Origin of the sequence: Gynuella sp. (genome assembly GCF_050297175.1) — a bacterium.
Classification (GTDB): domain Bacteria; phylum Pseudomonadota; class Gammaproteobacteria; order Pseudomonadales; family Natronospirillaceae; genus Gynuella.
Map to the genome: position 1 here is coordinate 24,272 of NZ_JBNKSF010000014.1, position 18,872 is coordinate 43,143.

An 18,872-nucleotide genomic window follows, 5' to 3' on the forward strand; every position below is an offset into this window, starting at 1 on the left:
CTTTAATGACACAGAAGACGATAAAAATTCAGAATATTGATGTAAGCAATGATAAACCATTCGTTTTGTTTGGTGGTATTAATGTTCTTGAATCGAGAGATCTGGCTCTGAAAAGCGCAGAAAGCTATGTCGAAGTTACTTCGGAGCTCGGTATCCCCTACGTCTTTAAAGCATCTTTTGATAAAGCCAATCGCTCATCCATTAATTCTTTTCGTGGTCCAGGCCTGGAAGAAGGACTCAAAATACTGCAGGAAGTTAAAGAAACTTTTAACGTTCCTGTGATTACCGATATCCATGAACCTCATCAAGCTGCTCTTGTCGCAGAAGTTGCGGATGTTATTCAATTACCAGCATTTTTATCCAGACAAACCGACCTGGTAAAGGCCATGGCGGCGACCAAAGCCGTTATTAACATTAAAAAGGCACAATTTCTTGCGCCCGAGGAAATGCGTCATATTCTGCATAAATGTGAAGAAGGCGGAAATGATCAGCTGATTCTGTGTGAACGCGGCAGCAGCTTTGGCTATAACAATCTGGTAGTGGATATGCTGGGTTTTGGAATCATGAAACAGTTTCATTACCCTGTTATCTTTGATGTTACTCATTCATTGCAACGGCCAGGAGGACGCAGTGATTCCGCAGGAGGAAGGCGCCAACAGGTAACAGAACTTGCGCGAGCCGGACTTGCCCAAAAAATAGCAGGCCTCTTCCTTGAAGCTCACCCTGACCCGGAGAACGCCAAATGCGATGGGCCATCCGCAATTCCATTAAAACAATTAAAGCCCTTCCTGAACCAGCTCAAACAACTTGATGATCTGGTTAAATCATTCCCGGACCTAGACACTCTGTAGGTTAGAATGGTTACAACATCGTTTTGAAAGAAGGCGCTGACTAGCGTTTTCTTTCAAAGTGCTCTGTCGTTGTTAATTGATAGATCTCGTCAAGGTCGTAGTATAAACTCAGGATTCTGTCAGCAACCTCTCTAGCAACGCCTTCTCCGCCCTTCGCCTCGGTTATCCAATCTACCTGAGACTTGACCCTGATATATGCATCTGCCGGCGCTATCGAAAGCCCACATACACGCATTACATTGAGATCAACCATGTCATCCCCCACCATCGCCACCTGATTCATGGTGATATTCAGTTGTTGTATTATTTCATATACAGTTGCAAGTTTGTCCTTTGATCCAGGATAAAAATACTTAATACCCAAGTCGTTTATACGACGACTTAGCGGTTTGGATTCTTTGGCAGATACAATGGCGACAGTGATACCTTTGTCTTGTAGTAGCTTTAAACCAACACCATCTTTAACATTGAAACGCTTGATGCACTCTCCGTTCTCAGAGTAATACAGACTTCCATCTGTTAGCACACCATCAACATCAAAGACGACCAGTTTAATGTCGAGGTTTGTGCTGTTCATATATCAGCCCAACAAATCAAACTGCATACCGTCATCTGTTGCTCCTGTATCTAACCAGAACACCGGTTTTGAAAATGTCTGCTCAATCTGCCTGGCCAACTTATCGGAAATCTTTCCCTGCTCTCCAGAAAGTTTTTTGGACATCATTGCGACATCAACTCCTAAACAGTTAGCCAGCTCTTCAACTCCAATCGCATTTTCAAGCAACAATGTTTGTATGTTTTCTTTTCGAACCAAGTGTAGATTTATCATGTTACGTCGTTAAAAAAGGCCGCTATAGCGGCCTTAGTTATTTATTTAATTTTCACATCGGCTTCCGCCGTTTTATCTGCCATCCATCCCTGATATGCACTTTCACTGTAAATTGAATCAAGAAAATTTCCGACCGAATCTTCAGAACTATCCTCTTCAGAGCCCTGAACAACTGATTCCAGTCTAACAACAGCGGTATCTCCCGTGCCCAAATCTAGACTGGCGTAGGTATTACCTTCTGCCTCTGGCTTAGCCATTTCAAATGCCTTATCAACGATAGGTTTCGATACTTCTGAATTATCGCGACCAGAGTCAGCCACCTCAGTCCAGCTCATATCCACATTGATACTTGCCAGATCTTTTCCTTCTTTGAGGGCTGTAACGATCTCTTTTGAACGTTTTGAAGCTAACTCTTTGGATTTTTCTGTGACCACACTTTCAACAATCTGTTCTTTAACAGCTTCCAAAGGCTGGTAGTCCCCTGCGACGAATTGCTTAAGAGCCATCACAGCTAAACTGCCATCACTGAGTGAGATTACTTCTGAGTTTTCATTTTGATTTACAACTTGATCAGAAAAAGCGGCATCCTGTGCATTTTGTTGCGTAAATATGCCACTTGAAGTAGCCCTTGAAAACAACCCGCTGTCTTTTACTTCCAGATTGTAAGTCGTGGCTATTTCATCCAAACCGACAGAAGAAAAAGCAATATTAGAGATTTCTTCTTTCAGAGTTAACAGTTGATCCTGGACTTTCTCATTAACAAGATCAGCCCTCAGTTTTTCCTTCTCAGAATCAAACGACTCTACATCAGCCGTCTTAATAGAATCCAATTTAATCAAATGATAACCAAAGTCGGTTTTTACGGGTTCTGTGACCTGGCCCGCAGCTGTTAACTGTTCAGCTGCTTTTTCAAATTCAGGTACAAAAGCTCCCTTCATCATTACCCCTAAAGAACCACCATTCTCAGCACTACCTGGATCTTGAGAATACTCTTTGGCTAACGTAGCGAAATCTTCACCGGCATCAATACGCTTTTTCAGCTCTTCAGCAAACTCCTTGGCTGACTTACCATCAGTATTTGTATCATCAGTGATCAAAATATGTGAAACATTCTTACTGACATTATCCTGCTGAGCCTTTACATACTTTTCGTATGCCTGTTTCAACTCTTCTTCTGAAACAGAAACTTCATCTGCAACTGATTGCTCGGTTAATACGACATAATTCACATCAACCTGGTCTTCTGTGACAAACTCTTCTTTATGTTCCTGATAATAGAACTCAAGATCATCATCCGTATAATTAACTTCTGATTTAAGGTCAGCTGCTTTTAACGTTAGATAGGAAAAAGTTCGTTTCTGATTTTCCAACTCAGATGCAACTTTGACTTCATTACTGAGGCTAAAAGCAGTATCAGAAATGCCGGCTTTAAGCTGATTAGCCATAATTTGCTGTCTAACCTGAGCCAAATATTCTTGCGCACTAAAACCTGCCTGACCGGCAGCACGCTCAAAAGTAGACTTATCAAATTTTCCATCCTTCTGAAAGCCTGGGATGGAATAGATGGTTTTTGAAACTTCTTCATCGGACACAGCCAAGCCAGCGTCAGTCGCCGCCGTCAGCTCGATTTGTTGTTGCACCAACGACTGCACAACACTGTTACGAATAAAACCATTATCAAACAGTGATGTAGCATCTGCGCCGAATTGCTGCTGCAACCTCATCTGCTGCATATTCGTCAATCGCTGTATCTGACTTTCACTGATTTTCACACCATTGACAGTAACAGGAGCTCCACTACTACTACTTATGGATACTATGGACTCTGCTCCCCATAGAACAAAAACTACTACTATTGCACTAACAATGATTTTACCGAGCATGCCTTTGGCATTACTTCGAAAATACTGCAGCATGGATCCTCCAGGCCAAATAAGATTTTGATATTGCAAGAAAAACTCGAGGCGGGCAATTATGCATGAACATTTAGTGCAACACCATTAACCAAATAACAATCTTGGCGAAGCTTGCGACATCGTCAGGTTAAGTTCTTTATGATTATTTATTTAACCAGTGCCTGAAATTGAATTTCAGACAAAAAAAAGCGTGCTTTTGGCACGCTTTTAATCATTTTTCAATCAGTTAACTGCGTCTTTTAGTGCTTTACCAGCCTTAAACCCAGGAACTTTTGCTGCCGCAATGTCAATTGGCGCTCCCGTTTGAGGATTACGTCCAGTACGAGCTGCTCTTTCCTTCACAGCGAAAGTACCAAAACCAACAAGTACCACTTGATCACCTTCTTTCAGTGCATTAGTGACAGATTCGATCATCGCATCCAAAGCACGCCCGGCTGCAGCCTTAGGAATATCAGCACCAGCGGCAACAGCATCAATTAATTCAGTTTTATTCACACGTTTCCCCTTTAATTTTTTTGGTATTTTTTGAAAGCCCTGGGTCCCCAATATCTTGCTATAAGCGAGAATTTTTCCTTCCCATGAATAAGATGAGAAAAAGACTCTTTAAGAAGGAGAAAGTTTACACCATAGCCTTTCTAATAATAATTATATTATTGTTTTGAATTCCAAGCCGATAAGATACGCGATCTTTATACCAAGCTCAGAATTCAAGTGTCAAGATGCGACTCAATGCGTATTTATGCGCTCAGCTTTATCAGAAATTGAGGCTTGCTCGTCCCTCATTTCCTGCTCAACCTGTTCGTCTGTCAAAGCCAAAGGCTTCTCAGCAAGAGCCACTTCCAGAACCTCGTCTATCCACTTAACCGGCTTAATATCGAGATCTTTTTTGATATTTTCAGGAATTTCCTTTAAATCACGCGCATTCTCTTCCGGAATAAGCACTATTTTAATGCCTCCTCTATGAGCAGCCAGCAATTTTTCCTTGAGCCCCCCAATAGGAAGAACCTGGCCTCGCAAAGTGATCTCGCCAGTCATAGCCACTTCTGACCTCACCGGAATTCTGGTAAGCGCAGAAACCAATGCTGTCACCATACCGATCCCAGCACTCGGACCATCTTTTGGAGTTGCACCTTCCGGCACATGCACATGAATATCAAACTTATCAATAAAGTTTGGATACACTCCCAAACTCTGACATCTGCTTTTAACCACGGTCAAAGCAGCCTGAATAGACTCCTGCATGACGTCTCCAAGCTTGCCAGTACGTGTAATTCTTCCCTTACCGGTGGTAGCACTGCATTCCAGTGTCAAGAGTTCACCACCTACAGAGGTCCATGCCAAACCAGTCACCTGACCAATCTGATTTTCATCTTCTGCTTTACCGTATTTAAAACGACGAACACCAGAAAAATCTTCCAGATTATCAGTATCAACAGATACCGTTTTACCTGACTTCTCCATCATGTTCGTCTTGACCACCTTACGGCAAAGCTTGGCGACCTCTCGATCCAACCCCCTAACACCGGCTTCACGAGTATAATGACGAATCAAGTCTAAAATTACGTCATCTGAAACATCAATCTCACTTTCTTTCAATCCGTTCGCTTCTACCTGCTTTGGCAAAAGGTATTTTTTGGCAATATTGAGCTTCTCGTCCTCGGTATAACCTGGAATCCGGATCACTTCCATACGATCCAATAAGGGTCCTGGTATGTTCATCGAGTTGGATGTACAGACAAACATCACATCAGAAAGGTCGTAATCAACCTCAAGATAGTGATCGTTAAAAGTATTATTCTGCTCCGGATCCAACACCTCTAACAGTGCAGATGCTGGATCTCCGCGATGATCCATCCCCATCTTGTCTATTTCGTCCAGCAAAAACAGCGGATTTCGAACACCCACCTTAGACAGTTTCTGGAGAATTTTTCCTGGCATAGAACCGATGTAAGTTCTTCGGTGTCCTCGAATCTCAGATTCATCACGCACACCACCAAGCGCCATTCGTACAAATTTACGATTAGTCGCTCGTGCAATTGATTGACCCAAAGATGTCTTACCAACCCCAGGGGGGCCAACAAGGCATAAAATAGGGCCCTTAACCTTTTTGACTCTATTCTGAACAGCCAAATATTCTAGGATTCTTTCCTTAACCTCTTCCAACCCGTAGTGATCTTGCTCCAGGATTTCAAAAGCACCGCTCAAATTATGTTTTAGCTTACTGCGCTTTTTCCAGGGAAGGTTGCTCAGCCATTCAATATATCCGCGCACAACAGAAGCTTCTGCCGACATTGGAGACATCATTCGCAGTTTATTTAATTCTGCCTGAGCTTTTTCCAAAGCCTCCTTCGACATACCTGCGGATTCTATCTTTTTATTCAGTTCATCAAGTTCATTACCCGCCCCGTCTTCGAGATCCCCTAGCTCTTTCTGAATAGCTTTCATTTGCTCATTCAGATAATACTCACGCTGGCTCTTTTCCATCTGCTTTTTAACACGGCCACGAATTCTCTTCTCAACCTGAAGCAAATCAATCTCAGACTCCATAACGGCCATTAGATGCTCAAGCCGCTCATGAATACTGGCTATTTCCAAAACATCCTGTTTTTCGGTTATTTTCAGAGACATATGGGCAGCAATTGTATCGGCCAATCGCCCTGGATCATCAATACTGGAAAGCGAAGTCAACACTTCTGTCGGCACTTTTTTACTGAGCTGCACATATTTATCAAATTGAGCCATGACAGACCGAATCAAAACATCCTGCTCTGTCTCACTCAACTCTTCCAGAGGCAATAACTCAACAGTTCCAAAAATTGACTCATCAGCTGACCTGAGGCTGGTCAACCGAGCTCTTCTCTCTCCCTCAACTAAAACCTTGACGGTTCCGTCAGGTAATTTCAACAATTGCAAGATAGTCGCAACTGTACCTATTTCATATATATCACCCACTTTGGGGTCATCTTCTGATGCATTTTTCTGAGCCACCAGAAACACTCTCTTATCCTGCTTCATAGCCTGGTTGAGAGCGTTAATTGATTTTTCTCTGCCCACAAACAAAGGAATTACCATATGTGGATACACAACCACATCTCTAAGAGGAAGCAGGGGCAGGCTAATTGGACCCATTGAGTCACTCATCTCCATTCGGAGTACCTCTATAAATTAATGCGTTTCTAAAATATTGAGACAAAAGCTACAGAAACAAGAATATTTTAAGAATCAGAAAGGAAAAAAGATGAATAAAAGAGCGTTAGCTCCTTTATTCACTACCATTCGTACCAGACAAAACATGCTCTTTGCCTTCATATATCAATAAGGGCTCAGCTTCGCCTTTGATGACCGCTTCATCTATCACGACCTTGGAAACATCATCTTCCGAAGGAATTTTATACATACTATCGAGCAAAACATTTTCCATGATGGATCTCAAACCACGCGCACCGGTTTTTCTTTCCATCGCTTTATGAGCTACAGCCTTTAACGCATTATCTCTGAACTCAAGCTCAACATTTTCCATCTCAAACAGTTTTTGATACTGCTTGACCAAAGAGTTTTTCGGCTCTGTTAATATCTGAATAAGCGCAGCTTCATCAAGTTCAGTTAACGTAGCAATTACTGGTAAACGACCTATAAATTCCGGGATCAACCCATATTTGGTTAAATCCTCTGGCTCTACTTCTGCCAGAGCCTGCCCAATAGACTTGGAATCATCTTTGGCCTTAACTGTTGCAGAAAAGCCTATACCGCTTTTTTCCGAACGATCTCGAATAATTTTATCCAGACCAGCAAAAGCGCCACCACATATAAACAAGATATTAGATGTATTAACCTGCAGAAATTCCTGCTGAGGATGTTTGCGCCCTCCTTGCGGAGGAACAGATGCTACCGTACCCTCAATAAGTTTCAACAAAGCCTGCTGCACACCTTCCCCAGAAACATCCCGGGTAATAGAGGGATTATCAGACTTACGAGAAATCTTATCTATCTCATCAATATAAACTATTCCGCGCTGAGCTTTTTCAACATCATAATCACACTTCTGCAGCAGTTTCTGAATGATGTTTTCAACATCCTCACCAACATATCCTGCTTCAGTCAGCGTTGTCGCATCAGCAATAGTAAAGGGAACATTCAACAATCTTGCCAATGTCTCTGCCAACAACGTTTTACCACTTCCTGTTGGGCCAATCAGCAATATATTGCTTTTACTAAGCTCTATATCCACGCCATGACTTTCACCAAAGCGAAGACGTTTGTAATGGTTATAAACCGCAACAGCCAAAACAGTCTTGGCTCGGGCCTGCCCGATAACATACTCGTCCAGGGTTTTTCTAATTTCACCCGGGGTCGGAAGTTTATCAGATTCTGATTGCTGATTTGTTTCCTGCAGCTCTTCGCGAATGATGTCATTACACAAATCAACGCACTCATCACAAATAAATACTGATGGTCCCGCAATCAGCTTTCTGACTTCATGTTGGCTTTTGCCACAAAACGAACAATACAGCAGCTTACTGTCGTCATTCTTACCTTTGGTATCGTCGCCCATCCGACTACTCCATTCTATGTTCTCACGAAAGGCTCGTATAAAGATGAAACCAGATGACTCATATTGCAAGTCATAATTCGCGAGAATTTGTTACCTTTTCAAACAATAAATGTTCTTAAATTACTGTCGTAACCATTTGATTTTAATGGATTAATTTATACAAACGCTATCGGTGATTTAAGACATTGTCAATCAAACCGTAATCAACTGCCGCCTGAGCATTCATAAAATTATCACGATCAGTATCTTTTTCTATTGTCTCAATATTCTGACCAGTATGGTAAGCCAGAATTTCATTCAACTTCTGCTTCATCGACAGAATTTCTCTGGCATGAATTTCAATATCTGTAGCCTGCCCCTGAAACCCGCCCAAAGGCTGATGTATCATCATGCGGGAGTTTGGCAAACAAAACCGCTTCCCTTTCGCGCCACCGGCCAGCAGCAGAGCTCCCATACTTGCAGCCTGACCAATACACATTGTACTAACATCTGGCCGAATGAACTGCATGGTGTCGTAAATTGACATCCCCGCAGTAACCGAACCTCCTGGAGAATTTATGTACAAATGAATATCTTTTTCAGGATTCTCTGACTCCAGAAACAACAACTGTGCCACAAGCACGTTTGCCATATACTCTTCTACGGGGCCAACCAGAAATATCACCCGTTCTTTCAACAGGCGGGAGTATATATCCCACCTTGACTCACCTCTGGCGGTTGTCTCAACAACTTGTGGGATAATGGTGTTTTGTACATAGTTTCCGTATGCGTATTCTTGTCCTTCAAATGACTTGGTCATTTTCTGCCCCTTTTTCGCAGCACCATAAAACAAAAACAGTTGATACCACAGGTATCAACTGTCAGTGTAGCTCATTTACAATAGACTGTAATTAGGGCGCTGGATATTAGTTTCAAGCACCCTGCTTAACAGAATCTTCATAAGTGACCGATACCTCAGTCACCTTTGCTTCTGAAACAATTTTTTCGATCACTGCATCTTCTATCACAACAGCCTCAACCTGAGACAACTGCTCTTTATTATTATAATAATAGTCAATTACAGACTGTGGATCCTGATACACAGACGCCAACTCTTCAATATAGGCACGAACTGCTTCTGGCTCAGCTTTGATCTCAAATTTCTTGATAATCTCGTTCATAATTAGGCCAGTTTTAACGCGGCGCTCCGCCTGATCTTTAAATAATTCGTCTGGCAGAGTATTTGGATCAAAATCCTGACCACCACCAAACTGCTGAACAGCCTGGTATTTTAAGCGCTGAATCTCGTCTTTAGTCAGGGCAGCAGGAACTGGAATATCATGCTTTTCCAACAACTGTGTAACTACTGAATCCTTGAGCTTGCGCCCCAGAGCCTGCTTACTTTCACGCTCCATGTTTTTTTGGATGTCAGCTTTAAACCCATCCAGATCTGTTGCCTTGCTGTTAAAGGATTCAATGAATTCCTGGTTGATTTCCGGAAGCTTAGGCTCTTGTACAGCATGAAGCTTAATATCAAACTCAGCATCCTTCCCTTTAAGGTTTTCGGCCTGATATTCATCCGGGAACTTGACGGTGATTGTCTTCTCTTCACCGACAGCCATCCCCTCAACACCATCTTCAAAACCAGGGATCATTTGACCTGACCCTAATATCAATTCTTGAGCTTCAGCCTTTCCACCCTCAAACTCTTCACCATCTACACGCCCAACAAAGTCAATTTTGACTTTGTCATCTTTTTGGCATGCGCGATCAACATCAGTATATTCAGCCTTCTGTTTTTGCAGACTCTGCAGCATATTGTCAACATCGACATTCAATACCTCAGTGGAGGCTTTTTCCACTTCTAGAGAAGACAAGTCAGCCAGTTCAATTTGAGGATAAACCTCAAATATCGCAGTAAATTCGAAGTCTTCACCTTTCTCATTCTTAACGGGCTCTACTGTGGGCATACCAGCAGGAGTGATTTTTTCCTGACTAATAGCCTCGACCCATGAGTTGCGCATTACTTCTCCCACAACTTCCTGACGAATTCCTGCACCATAACGCTGACGCACAACACTGACAGGCACTTTGCCAGGACGGAAACCATCAATTTTCACGCGGCGCGCTGTGTCTTTTAAGCGCTTTTCTACTTCGGAATCTATTTTCTCGGCGGGCAGACCAATAGTCATGCGACGCTCAAGACTGGAAGTGGTTTCAACGGAGATTTGCATACCTGCCCTCGATAATTAACTTTTGCAATCATAGTAAAAATTTAGGGGCGCAACTCTATATAGGGTTACCCCTTCAATCAAGCATTCCTGCTGACCAAAATCGTATTTTTTGACCGGAGTATATCGAAAAATGAAGAGACAACAGGAATTGGTGCGGATGGAGAGACTCGAACTCTCACGCCTCTCGGCACTGGAACCTAAATCCAGCGTGTATACCAATTTCACCACATCCGCTAAATAAGAAGCTCGGCCGAATTTTCAGCCTGAAAAAATAAATGGGGTGGACGATGGGGATCGAACCCACGACCACCGGAATCACAATCCGGGGCTCTACCAACTGAGCTACGCCCACCATATTATTTCTCACTCTGTCTTGGCGCACCCGGCAGGGCTCGAACCTGCAACCTACGGCTTAGAAGGCCGTTGCTCTATCCAGTTGAGCTACGGGCGCAATGCTCATATGCCTGTCAGGGCTTACTTATATTTCTCATACAGAGTCAGAAATGAAATTGGTCGGAGCAGAGGGATTCGAACCCCCGACCCTCTGGTCCCAAACCAGATGCGCTACCAGACTGCGCTATGCTCCGACTTTTCGAAAGTTTTTGAAGTCACTCTCGAAGTGGGGCGCATAATACGGATTGATATTTTCGCCGTCAATGGTTTTTTTAAATTTTTGTATAAAAAACAATGCCATAGCCGACTTTAGCTATTTGGTGCGGCAGTTCTTTCAGCTTGGCACTGCAGCCAAGGCATGCAAAAATGCCCAGCTTCAAAGTTTCCACCGAAGGAATCCGAATGCCAGCTAAGATTATCGATGGCAAAGCAATTGCCCAGCAGGTGCGCCAAAATGTGGCCCAAGCCGTTTCTGATATGAAAAAGAAAGGCTACCGGGCACCAGGTCTGGCTGTCATCCTGGTTGGCAGTGACCCTGCTTCACGAGTATATGTCGGTAGCAAACGCAAAGCCTGCGAAGAAGTGGGATTCAAATCCATTGCTTATGACCTGCCTGTCGAAACCAGTCACAAAGAACTGGAAAAATTGATCGCACAACTCAACGAAGATGAAACAATCGACGGAATTTTGTTACAGCTACCTTTACCTGACCATATCGATAGTAGCAGCTTGTTGGAACAAATTGTTCCGGACAAAGATGTTGATGGCTTCCATCCGTTTAATTTTGGCCGCCTCGGCTTACGCACACCACAACTAGAAAGCTGTACGCCCAAGGGGATAATGACTCTACTGAATAGTACTGGCGTGTCATACCATGGTATGGAAGCCGTCGTCGTAGGTGCCAGCAACCACGTTGGCAGACCCATGGCCTTAGAACTATTGCTCGCTGGCTGCACAGTGACGGTTACTCATAAATTCACCAGAGACCTGGAAGCTCATGTTCGACGTGCCGAAATACTCGTCGTTGCAGTGGGTCGGGCTGGGATGATTCCTGGGAATTGGGTCAAGGAAGGAGCAGTTGTTATCGATGTTGGCATTACCAGACTTGACGATGGTTCATTGACTGGCGATGTTGAGTTCGATAAAGCTAAAGAAAAAGCAGCCTGGATCACTCCGGTACCCGGTGGTGTGGGGCCAATGACAGTAGCCACTTTGATGCAAAACACCTTAATAGCGGCCAAAAAGCTGCATTTAAAAATTGATTAAAAACCAATAGGACTCGCAAATGATAACGCTAAAAACCAATTTTGGTGAAATAAAGCTGGAACTGTTCGAAGAACAAGCCCCCAAAACATGCGCAAACTTTCTAAAATATATCGACGACGGCTTTTATAACGGAACAATTTTTCACCGCATAATCAATAACTTCATGATTCAGGGTGGCGGTATGGAACCTGGCATGCAACAAAAAGCCACTAACGCCCCTATCGAAAATGAAGCCGATAATGGCCTGAAGAATGAAATTGGTACTATTGCCATGGCCAGAACAATGGACCCTCACTCAGCAACAGCACAATTTTTCATTAATGTTGCCAATAATGACTTTCTCAACCATAGCGGCAAGAACATGCAAGGCTGGGGTTATACTGTATTCGGAAAGGTTGTTGAAGGAATGGATATTGTTAACCAGATCAAAAGTGTTAAGACAACCAGCAAAATGGGCCATCAGGATGTTCCCGTTGATGATGTCATAATAGAATCCTGCACCAGAGACTGAGATGACTGTATTTTTCGTCTCAGATATGCATCTGACGGACAACAAGCCTGACATTGCTCAGGCTTTTTTTGGTTTCATGGACAAGTACCAACAAGATATTCATTCTCTCTATCTTATGGGCGACCTGTTTGAGTTCTGGATAGGTGATCAGTTCAGCTCACCAATCGTCATTCAATTTAAACAACGCCTGGCCAAACTAAGCCAACACAGCACAATTTTTATTCAACACGGTAATAGAGATTTTCTCATTGGCCAGACTTTCTGCCAACAAACCAGGGCGCAACTATTACCTGACCCTTGGGAAATTACTCTTCACAAAACCCGCGCCCTATTAAGTCATGGCGATATATTTTGTACTGATGATATTGCTTATCAGCGACTACGAAGCATCCTTCGTTCAAAAACCGTTTTATTTCTGGCGAACGCCTTACCCTACTCGATACGGCATTTTGTAGCTCAGCGAATCCGTTCTGGCAGTCGTCAACGGCAGCAAAAAGAATACGAACACACACAAATGCGCGCTGACATCAATATTCAGGCCATTGAAAGTACATTAAATCAGTACTGTGCCAAATTAGTTATCCATGGCCATACTCACAAACCAGGACTACATGATCACAGTAACAACTGTCATCGCATGGTCCTGGGGGACTGGTCAGCAGACGGTGGTATATTTGCAAGACTACAAGACAACCAGCTTCTTCAACTTGTTCGATATTGCCACCCCAGTCAAACTGAGGAAATCATTGCCGAAATATTATTGTAAAATCCCGGAGTGAAAACGGAACTCAGTATCACCAGATTCAATCAAGTAATTCTCAACTTCCCGAAAGTACTGGATACGATCAACCAGTGGTTCTTCGGTATAAAGGTCGGCAAGTTTCAGATAATCACGAAAATGACGAGCTTCTGACTTCAACAACGAGCGATAGAATGCTGCCAACTCATCATCAAGCACAGGCAATAAGGCAGCAAAACGTTCGCAGCTTCTAGCCTCTACAAATGCTCCGATTATCAACTTGTCGATCAGCATTCCGGGATCCTGCTTACGTATATGCTGGTGCAATCCACCAGCATATCTAGCTGCTGAAAGGTGGCCATAGTCAATGTTGCGTTGTTTCATAATTTTGAGCACCTGGTCAAAATGCACCAGCTCTTCTCTAGCCAACTTACTCATTTTGGCCAATAGCTCGGGCTTATCTACATAACGGTACATCATGCTCATTGCGGTCGATGCTGCCTTTTTCTCACACTGGGCGTGATCTATCAGTAGAATAGGCAGATTTTCCATAGCGGACTTAATCCAAGCTTCTGGAGTCCGACATCCCAAAAATTGATAAATCGCCTCAAGGTCAGCCTGTACTGCTTCCGTCATATTTTTAACCACCCTTAAATTTGAAAGTCCCGGATTCTACCGCAGCCCCTACCCCATATCAGCAAAATATCCTGCAGGGTAAACGTCACCAAGCATTTTCATGATAACGGTATAAATAATTAGAACTTCAAATTAGGTGCAAGATCATTATGATTGCGGGCCCAATTTCAGTACCAGTTGATTATTATGTCCGTCGGCCAAGTATACCCTGAACTCTACCAACAGCAGTTAGAACAAAAAACCACCGAGATTGCCAAGCAAATCCATTTACATGGCTTGGTGTTTCCATCACCAGAAGTTTTCGAATCAAAACCATCACATTATCGCATGCGAGCTGAGTTCAGGGTCTGGCATGAACAGAACGACAGTTTTTACATCATGTTTGATCCCAATACTAAGGAAAAAGTTCGAATAGACGAGTTCCCTGTTGGTAGTCAACGTATCAACGAACTCATGGTTTCTCTACGCCAACATTTTCTAGCCAATAAACAGTTACGACATAAACTTTATCAGGTGGAATTTCTGACAACGAGCACAAATGAAGCACTTGTCACGATGATTTACCATAAGGTGCTGGATGACGAGTGGGCCGAGCACGCTCGCTCTGTCGCCACTCAACTGAACATCAAACTTATTGGTCGTTCACGCAAGCAGAAAGTATTGCTCTCAGATAACTGGGTTGAGGAATGTTTTCATGTCACTGGGCGCGACTACCGCTATCGTCAGGTGGAAAACACGTTTACCCAACCTAATGCTGGCGTATGTGTCGATATGCTAAACTGGGCTTGCACTCAAGCGGCCGACTGTACTGGGGACCTACTTGAACTGTACTGTGGCAATGGTAATTTTACGCTACCTCTAGCGGCAAAGTTTCCGAACGTTCTAGCTACTGAAATTTCGAAAAACTCAATCAAAACTGCTATTGAAAATGCTCTTCAGAATAACATCAATAATGTCTCTTTCTTTAAAGCCAGCAGCGAGGAGTTCAGTTCAGCCTGGCTAAAAAAAGATGCCCGGCTTCATCAAAAAATGAATCTGGACAATTATAAACTGGAGACACTGTTTGTTGATCCACCACGTGCGGGACTAGACCCAGATACAATAGAACTCGCCAGAAACTTTAAACATATAATATATATTTCGTGCAATCCACAAACGCTAATAGACAACATTGCAAATTTGTCCGACAACTTTGTGGTTAGCTCTTTTGCCCTGTTCGACCAATTTCCATATACCCATCATATGGAATGCGGTGTTTTGTTAACACGTAGATAAAGTCTAATCACTTGTTTTCGTTTTTAAGAACGAAACCACTGTGGAAATGAAATGGAATACCCGTATCGGTCTGGCCAGAAAGGTTCAAATCATATAACTGATTGACTTTTAGCTCAGGGTATTCAAGCCCCCAATGAGTCTGGCGAGTCTCTGCAGCCGTAACCAGTTGACGCTGAGTATCTGTCATTTCATATAACTCAAGCCGATACTGATCAACATCCTGGAGGCTTTGCCAGTTAACATTGAGCATATGTGTTTTTCTATTATGCGACAGTCGAAACCCACTAAATGAAAGAGTCTCTGAAACATTTTCTGATGGTGGATCAGTCGCCAAAATATGATCACGACCAAAAGTAGTAATCACCATATCATCACTCCATACATTTATCTTACCAACCATAAATGTAAGGAGTGCGGTCATGGGAATAACAAACAGCCAGCTTCTATCTGGTTTTAAAAATGTGATGATACTTCGCCAGGAATACCTTTTTTTGGCTCGTAAGTCAGTGGGCCTGAGATACTCGGCCAAAGCCAATGTATGAGCCTGTTGATATACCAAGCGTTTGAGGTTTTCCCGATCAGACTGTTGATTGAAAGAGCTCAAATGTTGCTCTACGATCGCTCTGGCCTGTTGCATACTCTGGGCTTTTTTTCTGCATTCAGAACAGTTCTCCATATGCTGACGCTGGCTTTCCAGGCACTCCTGTGTCGGGTCCTGAGCGTATTCATGTAAATCACTTTCTGTTAAGTGCCGATGCTTTGCTTCACCTGCGGTCATATCTAGATCCACCTAGTTTGCTCATATCTAAAACGGACCAGCGAAAATATATCCCGAAAACCGACTGATAGTATTATTATTCCTTGGCCCAGCCGACTGGTCAGTTCTTTCAGCGCGTAACTCTAAAATAGTACATTTATAGAAGAACGCTTAACTTTTTATATAGATCATCAAACTCGTTCTTGCTAATAATTCCAGTCAGGAAACAAATGTTATTTATGACGAACAACATATATCCTTTAGCGTCTTGCAAACAGCTCGAACTATACATTTGAAATACTTATGTTCTTAGCACATGCTGAGGCTTGTTGCGTATTTACCGTCCAACTTATGACTTTGTACAAACTCATCATGGGCGTATTTTAATTTTTATAATAGCAACCATCACAAATTTGTCATGTCAGAGAATGCCATCACCAAAAAATAATTTCCAGGCACAATCATCGCACCAAGTTGAAGCAGTAGTAAGATTTACCGGAACTGACGACAAACAGAGAACGAAGAGAAGAGCGCGGTCACAACCGACCCACGCTCTTAATTGGTAGCACTATAGCTTTATAACAATACGGTTATCTTCATAAATAATATCAAGTAACCTGCCATCTTGTGTCACCGCGGAATCGAAACGACCATGAATATCATTCGCTTGAATGACTGCAAGCGTATCGCCTTGTTTGAATTGATCAGTATTATCCAAATCAATCAATACATTACCTGCTTTAATATTCATGTCTCCATGAACCAAAAGACCGCCTTGGTTATGCCCACTCAACTCAAAAGACAATGTCCCATTTACCTGGGTGTAGCGCTTACCAACAACAAGAGGTTTTTCTGATCGGACAATAACAGCACCTGCATTTACAAAGACATCACCAGATCCAAACGCGTTACTTGACGCTGCTACCAATGCCCCACCGTTCAACACCGTTCCACCTTGATAATTGTTGCTTCCGGTCAACACCAGCTTCCCACTTCCAGATTTAACCAGCTTGCCTTTACCATGGATATCGTTATCCCAGGAATCAGCTGCGTTGAAATATCCTTTTGTTGCATCCATATTTACATAGACGTCTCCAACAAAAGCACCATACCCATCTGAAGCAGTCACCAGATCAATACGCCCCCACCCATTTGAGTCATCCAAAACCGGATAACCGGAATCAATACCTGTGGTATAGAGAACCACTCGCCGCTGCTGGCCAGTCAAATATGGAAAGCGGGATTTCAATAAAACTTCCGCGCCTTTCGGAACAATCATTTCCTGCCCGACTTTTGCAGGATCCTGTTTAAACGAATAAACCAGTTTCTCGCGATAATAGGCTTTGTTTGCTTTGTCATCAGCAAACGGGTCATCAGCGCCCCCAGATTGAGCGTATTGCATCAGGGATTCTTCATCGCGGATTCGCGCTTCAAAGTATTTGCGGGTGTTAGCTAACGCAGCATCCGCATCACTGGAATATCGATTAATATATGCAGCTGCGAGAGCTGTAGCCATAATGCGTCCGCCGATGACATCCAATGGAGAGTGATAACCAGAGATAATTCTATCCTCACCCAACTTTGCCGCCCTGGTAAGTAATTCAGGATAACGTTCCGGAACTGCGTAAGCGTAAGCGAAGGCTGCCAGATACCCAGCATTCGTATGACCGCTGGGAAATCCACAGTCTTTATGGCGACCGCGATTTTCCAAAGAATAAATTAATGCAGGAACAACCTGGATATGCGAATCATAAACAGGAATCGTCCTTTGACCCATCTTCCGATTACCCGCTTCTCGTGGTTCACCAGAACCGAGCGTTATGGTTCCAGTCTGCCTCACATTACCGTCATTATTCATCGTCCATGGGCGAGGTGAACAGTAGAAATATTTGGCTGGAGAAGTCGTGCCTTCAGGTCCTCTCATGATGTTCAGAAACTTCACAAAAGAACCTAACTCAGAGTCCACTGAAGCAGTACTTGAGTCCATCTCTTCGTATAAAATGACCTCATTAACATTGAAAAATTTTTCATCTGATGTTTTTAAATATTGGTCGGTAATATCATGCTGAATCAATGAGCGAGCACCAGCCCCCTGCTTATACCATTCAGCCAGAGGTCCAAGTCCATCAATAAGACTGTTATTTTTTGAACGTAAGTCATCAAGATATGCATCTAGGGCATCCTGATAACTTCGCTCATACCCCGGTACAGATCCAGTTACCCGCAACGAATAAGACATATTTTCCTGCCACACAGCGGCATCAACAATATGGGTATTCATAAACCGATTTTTAGGACCACTACCATTGGCTTCTCCGTTTGCCCATTCCACATCCCCCAATGACCAGACATCATCAAGTCCTTTAAGCAGTCGAATAACGGGATTAACCGAGCGATCATATTTGTTGATTGAGTTGCCATGAGTATCTTTACCAGTCTGAGCAATAAAGTTTTCTACAATTGGTAATGGATACATGACGTCAGGTTCTACGATGGTCTTTTCATAACCCATCCCTGCAGGTTCTGCAGGAAGGCTTATAATTGCCTTGGCATTATTGTTAGCACAATTTGTAAGGATAGGCATAAATGCCACCGCCATAGCAAGTAACTTATATCTGCTATCAATCTTGTACATGTTGCCACCTGTCATTCTTGTAATTGTCATTTTAAAGCAACTTTTTATATGACACTTTTATGAAAACAGATGCAATCATTAGAACTTTATTTGAAATTTTTTCATCGCCATACAAAAAATTCATCTACCGCTTTAGTGTTGATTGACACGATTCCCTCTTGTTCTTTTCTGTCTCAGCTGTTTGACACGACAAAAATCATATATAGATGAGTTGGTTTTTAATGCCATACCTTTCAGTCATATCGCCCCCCCAATATCTTCATGCTTAACATGCAGGTACGACCAACCGGCCATAACTA

The 18,872-nt window shown here is 43.0% G+C and carries 16 protein-coding genes and 4 tRNA genes; 5 read left to right on the forward strand and 15 right to left on the reverse strand.

The window, feature by feature from the left end; genetic code table 11:
• The first annotated feature begins 5 nt into the window (after positions 1 to 5).
• Positions 6 to 851 (forward strand): 3-deoxy-8-phosphooctulonate synthase, encoded by an 846-nt coding sequence (gene kdsA, locus ACQY6I_RS04970; protein WP_428240368.1) that lies wholly within the window; start codon positions 6 to 8, stop codon positions 849 to 851.
• A 40-nt stretch (positions 852 to 891) separates the two neighbouring features.
• Here the strand turns inward: kdsA and ACQY6I_RS04975 are convergent, their stop codons facing one another.
• From ACQY6I_RS04975 to ACQY6I_RS05030, 12 genes are all read right to left on the reverse strand, one after another.
• Entirely contained in the window at positions 892 to 1,428 is a 537-nt protein-coding gene (locus tag ACQY6I_RS04975) for a KdsC family phosphatase (RefSeq protein ID WP_428240369.1), read from the reverse strand.
• 3 nt (positions 1,429 to 1,431) lie between these two features.
• A complete protein-coding gene (locus ACQY6I_RS04980) occupies positions 1,432 to 1,665 on the reverse strand; it encodes a hypothetical protein (RefSeq protein ID WP_428240370.1) in 234 nt (77 codons plus the stop codon).
• Positions 1,666 to 1,721: 56 nt separating this feature from the next.
• Entirely contained in the window at positions 1,722 to 3,596 is a 1,875-nt protein-coding gene (locus tag ACQY6I_RS04985) for a SurA N-terminal domain-containing protein (RefSeq protein ID WP_428240371.1), read from the reverse strand.
• Positions 3,597 to 3,818: 222 nt separating this feature from the next.
• Positions 3,819 to 4,118, reverse strand: coding sequence for a nucleoid-associated protein HU-beta (gene hupB, locus ACQY6I_RS04990; protein WP_428240504.1), 300 nt, complete (start codon positions 4,116 to 4,118; stop codon positions 3,819 to 3,821).
• 204 nt (positions 4,119 to 4,322) lie between these two features.
• Positions 4,323 to 6,725: an endopeptidase La gene (lon, locus tag ACQY6I_RS04995; RefSeq protein ID WP_428240372.1), complete on the reverse strand. Its 2,403-nt coding sequence runs from the start codon at positions 6,723 to 6,725 to the stop codon at positions 4,323 to 4,325.
• Between the two features lie 133 nt (positions 6,726 to 6,858).
• On the reverse strand, positions 6,859 to 8,148 hold the full coding sequence (clpX, locus tag ACQY6I_RS05000; RefSeq protein ID WP_428240373.1) for an ATP-dependent Clp protease ATP-binding subunit ClpX: 1,290 nt from the start codon (positions 8,146 to 8,148) through the stop codon (positions 6,859 to 6,861).
• Between the two features lie 166 nt (positions 8,149 to 8,314).
• Entirely contained in the window at positions 8,315 to 8,947 is a 633-nt protein-coding gene (gene clpP, locus ACQY6I_RS05005) for an ATP-dependent Clp endopeptidase proteolytic subunit ClpP (protein ID WP_428240374.1), read from the reverse strand.
• 112 nt (positions 8,948 to 9,059) lie between these two features.
• A complete protein-coding gene (tig, locus tag ACQY6I_RS05010) occupies positions 9,060 to 10,361 on the reverse strand; it encodes a trigger factor (RefSeq protein ID WP_428240375.1) in 1,302 nt (433 codons plus the stop codon).
• Between the two features lie 149 nt (positions 10,362 to 10,510).
• A tRNA-Leu gene (locus tag ACQY6I_RS05015) sits at positions 10,511 to 10,595 on the reverse strand.
• 42 nt (positions 10,596 to 10,637) lie between these two features.
• Positions 10,638 to 10,713 (reverse strand) — tRNA-His (locus ACQY6I_RS05020).
• Positions 10,714 to 10,735: 22 nt separating this feature from the next.
• Positions 10,736 to 10,812, reverse strand: a tRNA-Arg gene (locus ACQY6I_RS05025).
• Between the two features lie 59 nt (positions 10,813 to 10,871).
• Positions 10,872 to 10,948, reverse strand: a tRNA-Pro gene (locus ACQY6I_RS05030).
• A 208-nt stretch (positions 10,949 to 11,156) separates the two neighbouring features.
• Between ACQY6I_RS05030 and folD the strand changes: the two genes are divergently transcribed.
• The 3 genes from folD to ACQY6I_RS05045 are packed head-to-tail and all read left to right on the forward strand — an operon-like array spanning position 11,157 to position 13,297.
• Positions 11,157 to 12,020: a bifunctional methylenetetrahydrofolate dehydrogenase/methenyltetrahydrofolate cyclohydrolase FolD gene (folD, locus tag ACQY6I_RS05035; RefSeq protein ID WP_428240376.1), complete on the forward strand. Its 864-nt coding sequence runs from the start codon at positions 11,157 to 11,159 to the stop codon at positions 12,018 to 12,020.
• 19 nt (positions 12,021 to 12,039) lie between these two features.
• A complete protein-coding gene (locus tag ACQY6I_RS05040) occupies positions 12,040 to 12,531 on the forward strand; it encodes a peptidylprolyl isomerase (protein ID WP_428240377.1) in 492 nt (163 codons plus the stop codon).
• A gap of 1 nt (position 12,532) precedes the next feature.
• A complete protein-coding gene (locus ACQY6I_RS05045) occupies positions 12,533 to 13,297 on the forward strand; it encodes a UDP-2,3-diacylglucosamine diphosphatase (RefSeq protein WP_428240378.1) in 765 nt (254 codons plus the stop codon).
• On the opposite strand, the gene ACQY6I_RS05050 is transcribed toward ACQY6I_RS05045, so the two are convergent.
• Complete coding sequence (locus ACQY6I_RS05050) at positions 13,289 to 13,906, reverse strand: tRNA-(ms[2]io[6]A)-hydroxylase (protein WP_428240379.1); 618 nt, start codon at positions 13,904 to 13,906, stop codon at positions 13,289 to 13,291. The two genes, ACQY6I_RS05045 and ACQY6I_RS05050, sit on opposite strands and share 9 nt — an antisense overlap.
• A gap of 186 nt (positions 13,907 to 14,092) precedes the next feature.
• On the opposite strand from ACQY6I_RS05050, the gene trmA reads away from it, so the two are divergent.
• Complete coding sequence (gene trmA / locus ACQY6I_RS05055; RefSeq protein ID WP_428240380.1) at positions 14,093 to 15,181, forward strand: tRNA (uridine(54)-C5)-methyltransferase TrmA; 1,089 nt, start codon at positions 14,093 to 14,095, stop codon at positions 15,179 to 15,181.
• Positions 15,182 to 15,188: 7 nt separating this feature from the next.
• Here the strand turns inward: trmA and ACQY6I_RS05060 are convergent, their stop codons facing one another.
• On the reverse strand, positions 15,189 to 15,959 hold the full coding sequence (locus ACQY6I_RS05060) for a hypothetical protein (RefSeq protein ID WP_428240381.1): 771 nt from the start codon (positions 15,957 to 15,959) through the stop codon (positions 15,189 to 15,191).
• A gap of 547 nt (positions 15,960 to 16,506) precedes the next feature.
• Positions 16,507 to 18,573, reverse strand: coding sequence for a phosphatase PAP2 family protein (locus ACQY6I_RS05065; protein WP_428240382.1), 2,067 nt, complete (start codon positions 18,571 to 18,573; stop codon positions 16,507 to 16,509).
• Positions 18,574 to 18,872: the final 299 nt, after the last annotated feature.

Excerpts from the sequence above, each read along its gene's own strand:
- kdsA (WP_428240368.1), top strand. The coding sequence starts at position 6 with ATGACACAGAAGACGATAAAAATTCAGAATATTGATGTAAGCAATGAT.
- ACQY6I_RS05065 (WP_428240382.1), bottom strand. The coding sequence starts at position 18,573 with ATGTACAAGATTGATAGCAGATATAAGTTACTTGCTATGGCGGTGGCA.
- ACQY6I_RS05060 (WP_428240381.1), bottom strand. The coding sequence starts at position 15,959 with ATGACCGCAGGTGAAGCAAAGCATCGGCACTTAACAGAAAGTGATTTA.
- ACQY6I_RS05050 (WP_428240379.1), bottom strand. The coding sequence starts at position 13,906 with ATGACGGAAGCAGTACAGGCTGACCTTGAGGCGATTTATCAATTTTTG.
- ACQY6I_RS05045 (WP_428240378.1), top strand. The coding sequence starts at position 12,533 with ATGACTGTATTTTTCGTCTCAGATATGCATCTGACGGACAACAAGCCT.
- ACQY6I_RS05040 (WP_428240377.1), top strand. The coding sequence starts at position 12,040 with ATGATAACGCTAAAAACCAATTTTGGTGAAATAAAGCTGGAACTGTTC.
- lon (WP_428240372.1), bottom strand. The coding sequence starts at position 6,725 with ATGGGTCCAATTAGCCTGCCCCTGCTTCCTCTTAGAGATGTGGTTGTG.
- trmA (WP_428240380.1), top strand. The coding sequence starts at position 14,093 with ATGTCCGTCGGCCAAGTATACCCTGAACTCTACCAACAGCAGTTAGAA.
- tig (WP_428240375.1), bottom strand. The coding sequence starts at position 10,361 with ATGCAAATCTCCGTTGAAACCACTTCCAGTCTTGAGCGTCGCATGACT.
- ACQY6I_RS04975 (WP_428240369.1), bottom strand. The coding sequence starts at position 1,428 with ATGAACAGCACAAACCTCGACATTAAACTGGTCGTCTTTGATGTTGAT.
- folD (WP_428240376.1), top strand. The coding sequence starts at position 11,157 with ATGCCAGCTAAGATTATCGATGGCAAAGCAATTGCCCAGCAGGTGCGC.
- clpX (WP_428240373.1), bottom strand. The coding sequence starts at position 8,148 with ATGGGCGACGATACCAAAGGTAAGAATGACGACAGTAAGCTGCTGTAT.
- clpP (WP_428240374.1), bottom strand. The coding sequence starts at position 8,947 with ATGACCAAGTCATTTGAAGGACAAGAATACGCATACGGAAACTATGTA.
- ACQY6I_RS04985 (WP_428240371.1), bottom strand. The coding sequence starts at position 3,596 with ATGCTGCAGTATTTTCGAAGTAATGCCAAAGGCATGCTCGGTAAAATC.